Below are 14041 nucleotides of genomic sequence, written 5' to 3' on the forward strand. Positions count from 1 at the left end.
GCAAAGGTTAATAGGGCGTCAAACATTTTACTGCAGTAAAAATAACCAATGCTCGAAAGGCGGGAACCGCAGTGAGGTTGCGGGGCTGGCACCTTGGATTGCACACGAACTCGCCACCGACTTAGTGTTTTACGCCTTTGTCAAAAATTTGGGCTGAAAGGGGAGATTTTTGTCAGTTTTTATCTAGTTAAGTCGTAACTAAATCAGAAACACAGGAATTATGAATTATTTGTTATAAAACTACATTTGCAATTTTGCGCTGCAATTGATGTGAATCTATGTCACAAAATGGCGCGAATTTACGTATATTACTTACGAAATTGCGGCGGAATGTGACGCCAATATCGGATTATCTGTTAACAAACATCTACCCTAAATTTATCTAAAAATTTTCATGGTTGATATTTGTGATGGCAGATTTTTCAAACCAAGTTATAACGATCAAAAAAGGCCTCGACTTGCCGATTTCGGGTGAGCCTAGGCAGATCATCGAACCCGGTAACAGGCCATCCCAAGTGGCCTTGTTGGGTGAGGAGTATGTTGGCTTAAAACCGACTATGTTGGTGGAAGTCGGCGATAAGGTCAAAAAAGGCCAACCTTTGTTTGAAGATAAAAAAACAAAGGGCGTGCTGTTTACCGCTCCCGCCAGTGGTGAGATTGTTGCAATCCACCGTGGTGAACGTAGGGTGTTGCAATCCGTGGTGATCCGCTGCAATGGCTTAGACGCCGATGAGCAGATCCGTTTCGACATTCACACCGATTTACAGGCCTTATCTGCGGATGTGGTTAAAGCGCAACTGGTTAAGAGTGGCCTGTGGACCGCACTGCGTACCCGTCCTTTCTCCCGCGTTCCCGCACTCGATACCAAACCCGCAGGTATTTTCGTGACGGCTATGGATACCAATCCACTCGCCGCCGATCCTAGGTTGATTATTGCCGAGCAGAGCGATGCCTTTAAGGCGGGCTTAGCGGTACTGAGTCATTTAACCGAAGGCAAGGTTTACCTCTGCCAAGATAAAGGCGAAGCCTTAGTCGGTGCTGATTTGCCTAAGGTTGAAGTGCGCCGTTTTACTGGGGTGCATCCTGCCGGATTAGCCGGAACTCACATTCACTTTACCTTACCCGTCAGCATCGAACGTCAGGTGTGGCATATCGGCTATCAAGACGTTATCGCCTACGGCAAGCTGTTTCAAACCGGTGAACTCTATACCGACCGCGTGGTGGCGCTGGGTGGCCCGAGTGTGCTTAACCCGCGTTTACTGCGCACTCAGTTAGGTGCTGAGCTGAGCGCCTTAGTGGCCGACGAAGTTAAACCCGGTAACAACCGTGTGGTATCAGGCTCAGTGTTATCTGGCCATACAGCTAGGGGCGTACATGACTTTTTAGGTCGTTTCCACAACCAAGTATCGGTTCTCGCCGAAGATGCGCAGCACCAAGTATTGCCTTGGGTGCGTGGTGGTTCGGACAAGTTCTCTATCACCCGTGCGGTGACTTCCCGTTTATTTGGCCTGACCAAGTCCTTCGAATTTACCACGCATCAGGGCGGTTCTCACCGCGCCATGATGGCCTTTGGTCAGCTCGATCGCGTAATGCCTTTAGATATTTTACCCACTCTGCTAGTGCGTGACTTAGTGGTGCGAGATACCGACGAGGCACAAGCGTTAGGCGCATTGGAGTTAGATGAAGAAGATTTAGCCCTGTGTACCTTTGTGTGCCCCGGCAAGTATGACTTCGGTAAAGAGTTACGTGCCTGTCTAGATGTTATTGAGAGGGAAGGTTAATGACGACACAACCTAAAAAACCTGATTTACAGGACGCCCCTGATTTGCAGCAAGAGTATTACGCCACAGGTAAATCGATGAAGGGCTTTGTGCGCTCATTGGTGATCGCCAGTGGTCGCAGCACTAAGGGACAAGTACACGTACGTGACGCCATTGACGTAAAACGTACCATGACCTTAGTAGGCCTTTGTTTATTACCCGCCATTTTATTTGGCTTATATAACGTAGGCTTACAGGCACAGCTCGCACTCGCAAGTGGCTTAACGACGCCAGAAACCTGGAAACTCGCACTGTTTAATGCTTTAAGCGGTGGCTTAAGTGCCGAGACGGGCGTGATTGGCCTGTTCCTCTATGGCTTAAGTTTTTATCTGCCGATTTACTTAACGGCCTTGCTGACCAGCCTGTTCTGGGAAGTGGTGTTTGCCAAGGTGCGTCGCCAAGAGTTGCACGAAGGCTTCTTCGTCACTGCCTTGTTATTTACGCTGATTTTACCCGTTTCGATTCCACTCTGGTTGGTGGTGATGGGGATTAGCTTTGGGGTGGTGATTGCCAAAGAGCTGTTTGGTGGCATGGGATACAACTTCCTTAACCCCGCATTAGCTGGTTTGGCGTTTATCTATTTTGCTTACCCTTCTGAAGTGTCAACCGTTAAGCAACTGGTTGCTGTAGATGGCTTTTCAGGCGCGACTGACTTAGCGCAAGCGGCTGCAGGTAAGCTGCAATTTGCTGATTACGCTTGGTACAGCGCCTTTAGCGATCCTAACTGGTGGAATAATTTCTTCGGCTTTACCGTGGGCGCGATTGGTGAAACCAGCACGCTTGCTGTGTTGCTCGGTGGGTTATTGCTGCTTATCACCCGTTTAGCCGACTGGCGCATCGTGGTGGGTGTGATGTTGGGCATGATTGCCACTGCAACCTTGTTCAATGTTATTGGTTCAAGCACTAACCAGATGATGGCAATGCCTTGGACATGGCACTTAGTCACGGGCGGCTTTGCTATCGCGATGATGTTTATGGCGACCGATCCCGTCACGACCTCTTATACCCGCCAAGGCAAGTTCGCCTACGGCGCCTTGATTGGTTTTATGACAATCCTTATCCGTGTGGCTAACCCCAAAATGCCAGAAGGCGTGATGTTAGCCATCCTGTTCGCCAACCTGTGGGCACCGCTGTTCGATTATCTGGTGGCCCGTGCCAACATCAAACGGAGAGTAAAACGTCATGGTATTTAAGAAAGATACTGTGGTGGGGACCATGATCTTCACCATCACGCTCTGCCTTTTGTGCTCCTTTATGATTACTGGTACCGCAGGCGTGTTGAAAGAGCGTAAGCTCGCGAAAAAACGCGATGAGTTACAACGTTATGTGTTGATGGCTGCCGATGTAAATATTGGCCAAGGCAATGAGTTTAGAGAGATTTTTGCTAAATCCGTTAAGCCATTATTGATTAATCTCGACACAGGCAAAGTGGACTCTGATGCCAATGTACTCGACTTTGACGAGCGCATGGCGGCGATTAACCCAGAAACCTCAAGCGCCCCTAAAAAGGATATCGCCAAAATCAAGACCCGCGCCAACGATGCCCGCGTGTTTAAGGTGTTCGATGACAGCGGCAAGTTATCCAGCGTGGTAGTGCCTTTCTACGGTAAAGGACTGTGGTCGATGATCTACGGTTACGTGGCCGTCGAGCCTGACTTTAATACGATTAAAGGCATGGTGGTTTACGAGCACGGTGAAACCCCAGGTATCGGTGACTTTGTGACTGACCCACATTGGTTATCCCTGTGGAAGGGGAAACAACTCTTTGATGAAAAAGGCAAGTTTGCGATGCGCCTGGTGAAAGGTGGCGCCAAAGAGGGTGATATCCACGGTGTTGATGCTGTGAGTGGCGCGACCATGACCGGCCGTGGCGTGCAGCGTGCAATGGAGTTTTGGTTTGGCGTTGAGGGTTTCCAAACCTTCTTCAACCAATTAAAAGCATCGGCTGAACAAGGTGAGTTGGGAGGTGCAAAATGAGCAACAGTTTATCCATGCGGGACATGCTAGCAGGCCCTGTGTTTGCCAATAACCCAGTGGCGATGCAAGTGCTGGGCGTATGTTCGGCGCTGGCGGTGAGTAACTCCATGCAGACGGCCGTGGTGATGACACTGGCGGTGACCTTCGTACTGGTGTTCTCAAACCTTATCATCTCCGCCATTCGCAACTTTATCCCTAACAGTGTGCGGATTATTGCCCAGATGACGGTCATTGCCTCCTTGGTGATTATCGTCGATATGGTGTTGCAGGATGTGGCTTACGAGCTATCTAAACAACTCTCTGTATTTGTTGGGTTAATCATCACTAACTGTATCATCATGGGCCGAGCCGAAGCCTTTGCAATGAAGTATCCACCTCACTTAGCCGTGGTCGATGCCGTGGGTAACGCGGCGGGTTATGGCTTGGTGCTGATCAGTGTGGCCTTTGTGCGTGAGCTGTTAGGCACGGGCAATCTGTTTGGGCATAGCGTGTTGACTACGGTTGAAAACGGCGGCTGGTACTTACCCAATGAGATGTTTAAGTTGCCCCCAAGCGCCTTCTTCCTGATTGGCCTGCTGATCTGGAGCATTAACGTGATCCAGCGTAAACGCGGTTAAGGAGCGGATATGGAACACTATATTAATCTGTTTTTACAGGCCACATTCTTAGACAACATGGCGCTGTCGTTCTTCCTCGGTATGTGTACCTTCTTAGCCGTGTCTAAAAAGGTGTCGACCGCCTTCGGCTTAGGTGTTGCGGTTATCGTGGTGATGACCTTAGCCGTGCCTTTAAACCAGCTGATCTATGTGAAGGTGTTAGCACCGGGCGCATTGGCGTGGGCGGGCATGCCTGGCATCGACTTAAGTTACCTGCAACTGATCACCTTTATCGGTGTGATTGCGGCCTTAGTACAAATCCTTGAAATGTTTTTAGATAAATACATTCCAAGCCTGTATGACTCCCTCGGGATCTTCCTGCCTCTGCTCACCGTAAACTGCGCGATTTTTGCCGGGGTGATCTTTATGGCTAACCGTGATTACAACTTTGCCGAATCGGCGGTGTTTGCTATGGGTTCGGGCACGGGTTGGGCGCTGGCGATCGTGATGCTGGCCGGGCTGCGTGAACGGATGAAGTTTCATGCGATTCCCGAAGGCTTACAAGGTATTGGTATCACCTTTATTACCACAGGGTTGATGGCACTTGGCTTTATGTCTTTCTCGGGGATCTCGCTGTAACGCGTGGCTGAGAAAGTGAAACCGCATTCTGTTTAGAAAAAGGGTTATCGAATGGAAATGGCAATAGGCATAGGCATGTTCACCTTAGTGGTGTGCCTACTGGTGATAGTAATCCTTATCGCCAAAAAGAAATTAGTGACTACTGGTGAGATCACTATCGGGATTAACGACGATGCCGAGAAAAGCATTAAAGTTGCCGCGGGCGACAAGCTGCTTGGCGCCTTAGCGAGTAAGAATATTTTTATTCCCTCGGCCTGTGGCGGCGGCGGTACCTGCGGCCAGTGTCGGGTGAAAGTTAAATCGGGCGGTGGTGATATTCTGCCGACAGAACAAGGGCATATCACTAAAAAAGAAGCCAAAGAAGGTTGTCGTCTCGCCTGCCAAGTGGCGGTGAAAACCGATATGGAACTCGAGCTAGAGGAAGAAATCTTCGGCGTGAAGAAGTGGCAATGTGAGGTGATCTCAAACGATAACAAGGCCACCTTTATCAAAGAGTTATTGCTAAAACTGCCCGAAGGTGAAGACGTGCACTTTAAGGCGGGTGGCTATATCCAAATTGAAGCGCCAGCCCATGTGGTGAAGTACGCCGATTTTGATATTCCGGTTAAGTACCGCGACGATTGGGAAAAATACGGCCTATTCGACTTAGTATCCACCGTGAATGAAGACGTGCTGCGCGCCTATTCGATGGCGAACTATCCCGATGAAAAGGGCCGCATCATGCTTAACGTGCGGATTGCCACGCCACCATCGGCCAATGTGCCACCAGGTAAGATGTCTTCTTACATCTTTAACCTCAAGGCGGGGGATAAGGTGACCATCTCTGGCCCATTCGGCGAGTTCTTTGTGAAAGAGACCGATGCGGAAATGGTATTTATCGGCGGTGGTGCGGGTATGGCACCGATGCGCTCGCATATTTTCGATCAACTCAAGAGTAAAAAGACCCAGCGTAAGATGAGCTTCTGGTACGGCGCACGCTCAAGCCGTGAAGTGTTTTACCAGCAGGACTTCGACACCTTGGCCGCCGAGAACGACAACTTCGTCTGGCATGTGGCACTGTCGGAGCCGCTACCAGAGGATAACTGGACGGGCTACACTGGCTTTATCCATAACGTGCTCTATGAGAATTATCTTAAAAATCATAAGGCACCAGAGGATTGTGAGTTCTATATGTGTGGCCCACCGATCATGAACTCCTCGGTGATCCGTATGCTCGAAAGCCTAGGGGTCGAGCCTGAAAATATCCTGCTCGATGACTTTGGTGATTAAGCGGTAAGTGGAATAGAAAATCGCGTTAGGCACAGCTAGTACAGCTGAGTCTAACGCGATTTTTGTTTATAGGGCTTTTAGTTGGCTTTGATATCTAGCTACTAGCTAAAGGATTTACCGCCATGGCGGCTTAAATAGCTCACCATACGCTGACTCTCAGTGGTGTAAGACGGCATACGAAACTCACCATGCCAAATTGTTGAGCCGCAAACGAAGGCCAAAAACTTTGATTGGCAGATTATTGCCTTGTCTTACAAAAGACATTCATCTATGTCTCGATAAACTTAGTGATTAAGCACAGCCATTCCAGTGACACGCAGCAAGTACGTCCATGTATGCTCGACCGTGACATCCATGTCACGGACGGCCACTTCCATATCTGTGCTTAATCCTGCTGACCACAGCGTATCCAGTTAGCTTGAATATGCCTCAAATTTGTCTTTTCTTTGTAAAATTTAACAATGGATCTCTAATAACTTTGAGATTTTGATTCAAATGATTTTAGCCTCGGAAGGTGTAGGCAAATTTAAAGCGCATTATGTTGTTCTATAATGGATGGCTTGAATATGCCTTTATCGATAGCATCATCCTGTGAGCCGATGCTGAATATATCAACATACTTAGGGTATTCATCATCTTCATAGTCAAATTGACCTAGAATAACTCCAAGTTCTAAGAAAAGAATTTCATCGTCCCACACATACTTTTTCTTATCTAACTGACTAAGAGTGTTAGCTAACAATTTACATGAAATAGGATCACTATCATTGACCACAAAAATATCGCTATCAAAAACATTTACATGTACATCTATTGCTGAGCCAAATTCAATTTTGTCGAAACACACAACAACTAACCTATTGGATAATAAATATTCATTCACTAAATAATTGTTGGGATTGATGCTTGAAAATGTTGGCTTCCCTAACACCTTTTCAACATCATCGGGTGACATTCCCAATTCAATACCCATAATGCTCGCGTATGAAACAATATCAATTTCCATGCTTCTAATATTCCTTACTTGACCACTACTGATAAAATAAATCGAGCTATCTATTTTAAATGAGCAACATAATGCACTTTAGATTTGTCTACAACTTGTAGGGTTAAAATGGCTTAAATAAGAACCATAATAGTTGCAGGGACAGTATCTAAGACTGTTAGTAGAGCTAATTCCTTAAAAAATAATGTATTTCAGATGAAGTGCCTAGTCCCATGGTGTTTGGGCGGTATTCAGCGAAATTTATTGAGACACCCATTGTTAAATTTTCCAAAAGTGGTGTTAGGAATCAATCTTTTTGTTGTGTATGACGAGCATACAGAACGAAAGCTTGCAGAAGTTTGGGTGTGAGGTGAAGCCCTGCGACTTTGACTTTGTTTTTAGAAACTCAGTCTAGGCTGTCATTGCTAATTCCAAACAAAGCACTACTTAAAAAACTTGTGATAAGCTGGCCGCTTTCTAATCAGACAATATTTGCTAATTAAGTTAAGGATAACCCATGCGTTTGAGTGTTATCGGCTCCCTGCTATCAGGGCTGTTATTACTCCCAAGTGCCAATAGTGTTGGCGAGTCGCTTGAAGCTGCGATTATGTCGGAAAGCGTGCAAGGCGGTCAGTCAGTTAAGCTTGAAAGCCAAACTGCATCCTCGGAATCTAAGCTTGGGGAGATTAAGAGCTTAATCCAAACGGCGATAATGGATTCGCCGCAGCCATTTAGCGGTAGCGTTATTCTACTCGAAGAGGGGAAACCACTGCTTGAATTACAAAAGGGTGAAGGTATTAGTAAAGATTCGCGCTTTGTGATGGCATCGCTCTCGAAACAAATTACCGCAACGCTAGTGTTGCAGGCACTCGATGCGGGAAAACTCGATTTAAATCAAGCGCTAAATCATTACCTTTTTGGCGATATTGAGGCGGAATCTAAGGCGCTAAAAGCCATTGATGCGAACGCCATTGCGGGGGCTTTGGATCCCAACCGTTATGATGAGCGCATTACTTTGCACCAACTGCTGAACCATACATCGGGTGTTGCCAGCATTGGACAGGCCAATCGCTTCGAGCCGGGTAGCCAATTTGAATACTCTAATTTGGGTTATTCATTGCTTGGGCAAGTGCTTGAGAAGGTTAATCATCAATCCTTTACCGAGCAGGTGGCGCAATTTGCAACGCGGTACCAACTCAATGGCCTAAGTGCCGAGCAGGGCAGCCTTGAGGCGATTCATGCCAAAGTGCCTAGCTTAGCGGTGGGATTGCAGGAAAGCGAATTGATTGCCCCTGCTGAGCTGGTGATTGATGAAGCGTTATTGCCCGCAGGGGGATTAATTGCCTCGACGGCTACTTATGCCGCCTTTCAGCAGCAATTACATGCTGGCAAGTTGTTAAGCCCTGAGAGTTATCAACGGATGACCACTGCGTATATCGAGTTGCCATTTTTGTGGCCGAATATGCGCTACGGTTATGGAATAAGGATCAATAAGGACAATGACTTAGTCGAATATAGCCATACGGGGTATGTTTCGGGTTATATGTCGATGACGCTGCATTATCCTGAGTTTTATCTGGACTTAGTCATGCTGGAAAACCTCTCCTTAAACCTTAACGACCGTAACCGGGTATTTGAACTGCATAATCAAATACGCCAAATCATTCGTAGTCAGTTGCTGCTGACTACATTATCTCTGCATAAGGTTTAAGTTTGTCACTGTGTCGACTTACTAGGCGTTAAGTTGGCGGGAGTAACGCCAACGCTTTGCAGGCTCTGATGTAACCGCCAACGACCTCGAAAGAATAAGGCTCCACGATTCGTTGTTAAGCGGAGCCTTATTCTGGATGCTTTCGTTGGAACGGTAGCTTTGTATTACCCAAAAAGGGGGCGTAGCGCGCCTTAACTGCTGCAAATATTGGCATAACGCTATTCATTAAGTTCGGCGTGCAGTGGTAATAACATTGGGATTTCACAGGCGTCGTGGCCAGTATTACCAAGGGGGGCACTTAAGTAGTTAAACCCTAAGTGTTCGTAGAGTTTTAGGGCCTCTTTGAGTAATGCGGTGGTTTCAAGATAGCAGCTCTGATAACCCGCTTCATGGGCGAAATCTAGGGCCTGCAGCGCTAAACGCTTGGCTAAGCCTTTACCGCGGATCTCGGGCATAAAGTACATTTTTTGCAGCTCACAAATTCCGGCATTGTTAGCCAGTGGCGCTATGCCTGCGCCGCCAACCACTTGGCCTTCATGTTCTATCACCCAGTATTGGGCGCCCGGCTGCGAATAGATTTGGCTTAAACAATCTAAGGTTGGGTCGGCCACGCTATAGCCTTTATCCGCGGTTAAGCCGTATTCGGCGGAAACTGCGCGGATCACTTGGGCAATGACGGCATCATCGGCGGCGGTCGCTTCACGGATAAGATAACCCGATTGTTGTTTGGCTTTATGTATGGCTTGGTTGTATTGCATTAGGGCTTGCTCGATTTGTTGAATTTGCTCAGGGGTCAGCTGAGCCAATATTTCTTGAAAGAGTTGATTTTGCTGGCTATCTAATTTTGCGAGCAGCTTTTTACCCGCAGGAGTCAGTTGAACGACGAGGCAGCGATTATCCCGCGGATGCATTTGGCTCTGGGCGAGGTTTTTATCGACTAAGTGCTTGATTGCGCGGCTAGCATTGGATTTATCTATGCTCAGTTTGCAGGCGAGTTCCTTAATGGTTTGCGGTTGATTGCCTATCTCAAACAAGGCGTGGGCCTGTACTGGGGACAGAGGTAAATCGCCAAAGGCCGCATTGAGCATGCCTAAGTGTCTGACCATATAGCGGGAAAGGTGTCTCAGTTGGCTAGATGAGCCGGGATCATTTGCCATAGTCGGATTGAATGCCATCAGGGTTAACCAAAGTTGAGCCATGCAAGCACTTGTGTGGTCTGGCAGTGGCTCAGTTCGAATCATTTAGTTGCAAGTTACAACGAAATTAGCGGGCTTTGCTCGGCTTTGCAATATTTCATTAACAAAATTTAAGGGTACATCTCAGGATTTAAAAACGGCGCCATGGCGAGAATGATCGCTTGGGTGTAATTGCTCTCACGGGTGGCGTGGCCGTGGGTGAGTAGGCCTATCGCGCCGCCTTTTTGTTTGATGTTAACCGTATTAAACAGTCTATCCATCACATGACCCAACTCTTCACCCGCCTCGAGCGCCTGATAGACCTGCATAGGTAGCGGTAACAAGGCGCCTCGGCCAATGCTCAAACGGGCTTGGTGGGCAATCGCAATATAGGCGAAGGTCGCAGGACCAAACTCGAAACAATCGACGCCGCCTTCCATCGCAAAGTAATAATCCGCTTCAACTTGTTGCTGGCAATAGTGGACACGGTTGATAGCCCCTTGGCGGGTGTCGCTATCTGTCATGGGCTGTGCGGGGACGCCCGAGGGCGCATCCATGCCTTGAGTTTGGATCTCATATTCAGGGAAGAGCAGCGCCATGGCATTGGCCGCCGCGTTAATTTTGACGGGGTTTTTCGAACCGATGATCACTTTGATAATGTTTTGTTGCATATAAGTTATTTATTTTGGTTTTTAATGTGGACGCTCGTTTGAATCATTGCTTAAATGGTCGGAGGTGTCTCGCCTCTGGGTTTTCTATTTTGCCATATTCATCGCCTTGGCTCAGTAAAAAAGCGAATGCATGGGGAGCAAATAGCCAGAGTCGTGCATCAGGAAGCGACATACGACTATTGCTCCTTCAGTCAATTAGCTGATTTAAGCAGTAAAGCTATGTCATTGAAGGAACTAAAATTAAGAGATAATAATAATGAAATTCAACAAACTCATGATCGCGATGGGGATGGCCTGCGGCGTTATGCTCACAGGCTGTAACGACAGCGAAGATAGCACTCCACCTACCGAACCTGAAACCCAGCTGCAAACCTTTGCCCCCAACGGCTTACTCAAAGCCAATATTCGTCGAACTACCTACGGTGTGCCCCATATCCAAGCCGATAACTTAGAAAGCTTAGGTTTTGGTAGCGGTTACGCGCAGGCGCAGGACAACCTCTGCGTGCTCGCCGATGGTTTTATTAAGGCCAACTCTCAGCGTTCTATGTACTTTGGTCCCCATGCGTCGATTGATTTCACCACAGGGCAGCCCACCTCTGAAGATAATGGCAACTTAATTTCCGACTTTGCCTATAAAGCCTTAAAAATCCGTGAGCAAGCCGAGGCCAAATGGCCGCAGTTTAGCGAGCGTTCACGTGCATTAATCCAAGGTTTTACCGCGGGTTATAACCAATACCTTGCCGATGTTGAGGCGGGTAAACAAACCGCCGAACCTTTCTGTGGCGGTCAGCCGTGGGTGAAGCCCATAGTGCCAGAGGATGTGGTCACTTATCTGTTTTCCATCGCCCTATTACCCGGCGCGGCTAACTTCCTCGATTTGATTTTCTACGCCAACCCAGGGGATGGGCAGGAGTACATGCCACGCATCGTCGGACCTGCACCAAGCCAAGAACAAACCGCGTTTGTCAGCGATATGCAGTCTAAGTTGCTTGCCCGTGCGGCGCGCATTACCACACCCGAGACCAATCCTCGGGATTTAGGCTCTAACGGTTGGGGTTTAGGTAAAGATAAGACCGAAAATGGTCGCGGCATGGTGTTGGGTAATCCGCATTTCCCACACACGGGCAACCTGCGCTTCTGGCAATCGCACATTACCATCCCAGGCCAATTGGATATGATGGGTGGCTCGCTGGTGGGCATGCCAGGCCCTATCAACATTGGGTTTAACAAAGACTTAGCTTGGACTCATACCTTCTCAACCGCTGAACACTTTGTGATGTACAACCTCGAGCTGGTTTCGGGCGACAGATTGCAATACCTGTTCGATGGGCAGCCGATGCCGATCAATAAAGAGACTGTGTCTATCTTAGTGAACGCAGGACCCGCTGGCATGTTAGTGGCTGAAAAGGATATTTACACCACGGCAAAAGGACCTATGGTCGAGGCGCCACCTTCGCTCGCACCTTTTGGTTGGGATGATGGCAGTGCCTTTATGATCCAAGATGCCAACATGGCGAATATGGATCCGGTCGATCATTGGCTCGCCATGAACTTAGCGACCAATAAAGACGAATTCCAACAAGCCTTTAAAGATTACGATGGGGTAATTTTCAATAACACTATGTATGCCGATAAAGAGGGTAACGCCTTCTACATCGACGACTCGACCGTGCCCGGTCTATCCGAGGCGGCCGTGGTGGTGCTCAAGACTTCGCCCGATATTAAGGCGGCCAAGCAGCAGGCGGGCTTTACTATTCTGCCGGGGAATACCTCATTATTTAGCTTTAATGGCCCCACGCCCTATGAGCGTGCGCCTAAGCTTGAGCGTAGTGACTTTGTGCAAAACTCCAATGACTCCTTCTGGTCAACCAACCTGAATGAGCCGCTGACGTACTTCTCGCCTATGTATGGTCCAGAAGCCGGGCAATTATCGCTGCGTACTCGTATGGGCTTAACCCTAATGCAGGATGCGGCGGGTAGCGATGGTAAGTTTAATCTGGAAGAGTTAGAAGCCGCGGTATTGTCGAATCGCAGTTATTTAGCTGAGTTGGTATTACCGGATTTGATTGCCCAATGTGAGGCGCAGGGCAATACGCCTGTGGTGGTATCTGCGAGTTTATCTAAGGATCTCACCTCAGCCTGTGCAGCGCTCAAAGCTTGGAACGGTAAGCAAGATAACGACAGTAAAGGCGGCGCTTTATTGCGTGAGTTTGCCCATCAGTTCAGCCAAAAAACCATGCTGACCAAGGTATTCGACCCCGCGAATGCCGCGACCACGCCTAACACGCTTACTACAGACGGTAGCGCATTAGTGGCGCTTGCCCATGCAGCCTTGAATCTTGAAGCCGCAGGTTTTGCCTTAGATGCACCGCTAGGTGATGTGCAGTTTGTCGAGAAGTCACTCCCCGATGGCACTGCCAGCGGCGCGCGTTTACCTTGGCCGGGCAGCCATAACGCGGAAGGTGGATTCAACGTATTTTCGACGAGCTTATCGGGAGATGACACTCTGATCCCGCAGCATAAGTACGCGCCTTTGATGGACGTTGTCACGGGTAAGGCGATGGCCTCAGGCATGACGGCCAAGGGTTACCAAGTGCGTTACGGCTCAAGCTGGATGATGGCGGTAAGCTTTACCGATGAAGGCCCTGTCGCGCGTGGCATACTCACCTATTCGGAGTCGAGCAATATACTGTCACCTTCCTTTACCGACCAAAGCAATCTGTATTCCAGCAGTAAGAGTTTCCGTCCTTTACTGTTTAAGGAAGCCGATATTGCCCCTGCGGTGATTTCGACTACAGAGCTGACACTGCAAAAAGCCCAGTAATGGCTGAGTTGTCGTTAATCGATAGGCCCACTTAGGTGGGCCTTTTTTATGGGCTTTCTCTGGCGCAGCGCTCGTTGTTTCAAAATGTAAAAATTTAACAATATGGAGGGTGATCTACTTCAAACTTTATTAGTACTTGATTGAGTTCGATCCCAATTGGGCGGTTTTTGCGACTTAACGCCACTTTGGTTTTTTTATCGACGACATGCCGATGTCGCAACTTAGGTGCTTGGGTAAATTTACTGTGTTTTCTTGGTGATTTATTGTGATCGTTTTGATGCGTTATTGAAAATTTATTACGCCAAATCATGGATCTAGGTCGCAATATCCGTTTTATTTGAAATTTCATTACTTAAAATGGCGTTAGATCAACT

Annotated in this window: 11 protein-coding genes; 8 read left to right on the forward strand and 3 right to left on the reverse strand. The window is 48.1% G+C overall.

Features of this window, described 5'->3' with window-relative positions; all coding sequences use genetic code 11:
* Positions 1-410: 410 nt before the first annotated feature.
* The 6 genes from ACUZ8J_RS04165 to nqrF are packed head-to-tail and all read left to right on the forward strand — an operon-like array spanning position 411 to position 6301.
* Complete coding sequence (locus ACUZ8J_RS04165) at positions 411-1781, forward strand: Na(+)-translocating NADH-quinone reductase subunit A (RefSeq protein ID WP_126511857.1); 1371 nt, start codon at positions 411-413, stop codon at positions 1779-1781.
* Positions 1781-3013: an NADH:ubiquinone reductase (Na(+)-transporting) subunit B gene (locus tag ACUZ8J_RS04170; protein ID WP_446693156.1), complete on the forward strand. Its 1233-nt coding sequence runs from the start codon at positions 1781-1783 to the stop codon at positions 3011-3013. The genes ACUZ8J_RS04165 and ACUZ8J_RS04170 overlap by 1 nt, the downstream gene beginning before the upstream one ends.
* Positions 3003-3797 carry a Na(+)-translocating NADH-quinone reductase subunit C gene (locus ACUZ8J_RS04175; RefSeq protein WP_011621546.1) on the forward strand — a complete coding sequence of 265 codons (795 nt, stop codon included), beginning with the start codon at positions 3003-3005 and terminating at the stop codon, positions 3795-3797. The genes ACUZ8J_RS04170 and ACUZ8J_RS04175 overlap by 11 nt, the downstream gene beginning before the upstream one ends.
* Positions 3794-4414: an NADH:ubiquinone reductase (Na(+)-transporting) subunit D gene (locus tag ACUZ8J_RS04180; protein ID WP_011071186.1), complete on the forward strand. Its 621-nt coding sequence runs from the start codon at positions 3794-3796 to the stop codon at positions 4412-4414. The genes ACUZ8J_RS04175 and ACUZ8J_RS04180 overlap by 4 nt, the downstream gene beginning before the upstream one ends.
* 9 nt (positions 4415-4423) lie before the next feature.
* A complete protein-coding gene (nqrE, locus tag ACUZ8J_RS04185; RefSeq protein WP_011621548.1) occupies positions 4424-5032 on the forward strand; it encodes an NADH:ubiquinone reductase (Na(+)-transporting) subunit E in 609 nt (202 codons plus the stop codon).
* A gap of 51 nt (positions 5033-5083) precedes the next feature.
* Entirely contained in the window at positions 5084-6301 is a 1218-nt protein-coding gene (gene nqrF, locus ACUZ8J_RS04190; protein ID WP_446693157.1) for an NADH:ubiquinone reductase (Na(+)-transporting) subunit F, read from the forward strand.
* A 526-nt stretch (positions 6302-6827) separates the two neighbouring features.
* Here nqrF and ACUZ8J_RS04195 read toward each other — a convergent pair.
* A complete protein-coding gene (locus ACUZ8J_RS04195) occupies positions 6828-7307 on the reverse strand; it encodes a hypothetical protein (protein WP_446693158.1) in 480 nt (159 codons plus the stop codon).
* 496 nt (positions 7308-7803) lie between these two features.
* Between ACUZ8J_RS04195 and ACUZ8J_RS04200 the strand changes: the two genes are divergently transcribed.
* On the forward strand, positions 7804-8997 hold the full coding sequence (locus ACUZ8J_RS04200) for a serine hydrolase domain-containing protein (protein ID WP_446693159.1): 1194 nt from the start codon (positions 7804-7806) through the stop codon (positions 8995-8997).
* Between the two features lie 218 nt (positions 8998-9215).
* On the opposite strand, the gene ACUZ8J_RS04205 is transcribed toward ACUZ8J_RS04200, so the two are convergent.
* Positions 9216-10196, reverse strand: coding sequence for a bifunctional helix-turn-helix transcriptional regulator/GNAT family N-acetyltransferase (locus ACUZ8J_RS04205; protein WP_446693160.1), 981 nt, complete (start codon positions 10194-10196; stop codon positions 9216-9218).
* Between the two features lie 107 nt (positions 10197-10303).
* On the reverse strand, positions 10304-10843 hold the full coding sequence (gene yjjX, locus ACUZ8J_RS04210; protein WP_446693161.1) for an inosine/xanthosine triphosphatase: 540 nt from the start codon (positions 10841-10843) through the stop codon (positions 10304-10306).
* A 256-nt stretch (positions 10844-11099) separates the two neighbouring features.
* Here yjjX and ACUZ8J_RS04215 point away from each other — a divergent pair, with 256 nt between their 5' ends.
* On the forward strand, positions 11100-13667 hold the full coding sequence (locus ACUZ8J_RS04215; RefSeq protein ID WP_446693162.1) for an acylase: 2568 nt from the start codon (positions 11100-11102) through the stop codon (positions 13665-13667).
* Positions 13668-14041 lie beyond the last annotated feature (374 nt).

This window comes from Shewanella sp. Koi 1, from assembly GCF_052907445.1.

Excerpts from the sequence above, each read along its gene's own strand:
- ACUZ8J_RS04215 (WP_446693162.1), top strand. The coding sequence starts at position 11,100 with ATGAAATTCAACAAACTCATGATCGCGATGGGGATGGCCTGCGGCGTT.
- ACUZ8J_RS04180 (WP_011071186.1), top strand. The coding sequence starts at position 3,794 with ATGAGCAACAGTTTATCCATGCGGGACATGCTAGCAGGCCCTGTGTTT.
- nqrE (WP_011621548.1), top strand. The coding sequence starts at position 4,424 with ATGGAACACTATATTAATCTGTTTTTACAGGCCACATTCTTAGACAAC.
- ACUZ8J_RS04195 (WP_446693158.1), bottom strand. The coding sequence starts at position 7,307 with ATGGAAATTGATATTGTTTCATACGCGAGCATTATGGGTATTGAATTG.
- ACUZ8J_RS04200 (WP_446693159.1), top strand. The coding sequence starts at position 7,804 with ATGCGTTTGAGTGTTATCGGCTCCCTGCTATCAGGGCTGTTATTACTC.
- ACUZ8J_RS04205 (WP_446693160.1), bottom strand. The coding sequence starts at position 10,196 with ATGGCTCAACTTTGGTTAACCCTGATGGCATTCAATCCGACTATGGCA.
- ACUZ8J_RS04165 (WP_126511857.1), top strand. The coding sequence starts at position 411 with ATGGCAGATTTTTCAAACCAAGTTATAACGATCAAAAAAGGCCTCGAC.
- yjjX (WP_446693161.1), bottom strand. The coding sequence starts at position 10,843 with ATGCAACAAAACATTATCAAAGTGATCATCGGTTCGAAAAACCCCGTC.
- ACUZ8J_RS04170 (WP_446693156.1), top strand. The coding sequence starts at position 1,781 with ATGACGACACAACCTAAAAAACCTGATTTACAGGACGCCCCTGATTTG.
- ACUZ8J_RS04175 (WP_011621546.1), top strand. The coding sequence starts at position 3,003 with ATGGTATTTAAGAAAGATACTGTGGTGGGGACCATGATCTTCACCATC.
- nqrF (WP_446693157.1), top strand. The coding sequence starts at position 5,084 with ATGGAAATGGCAATAGGCATAGGCATGTTCACCTTAGTGGTGTGCCTA.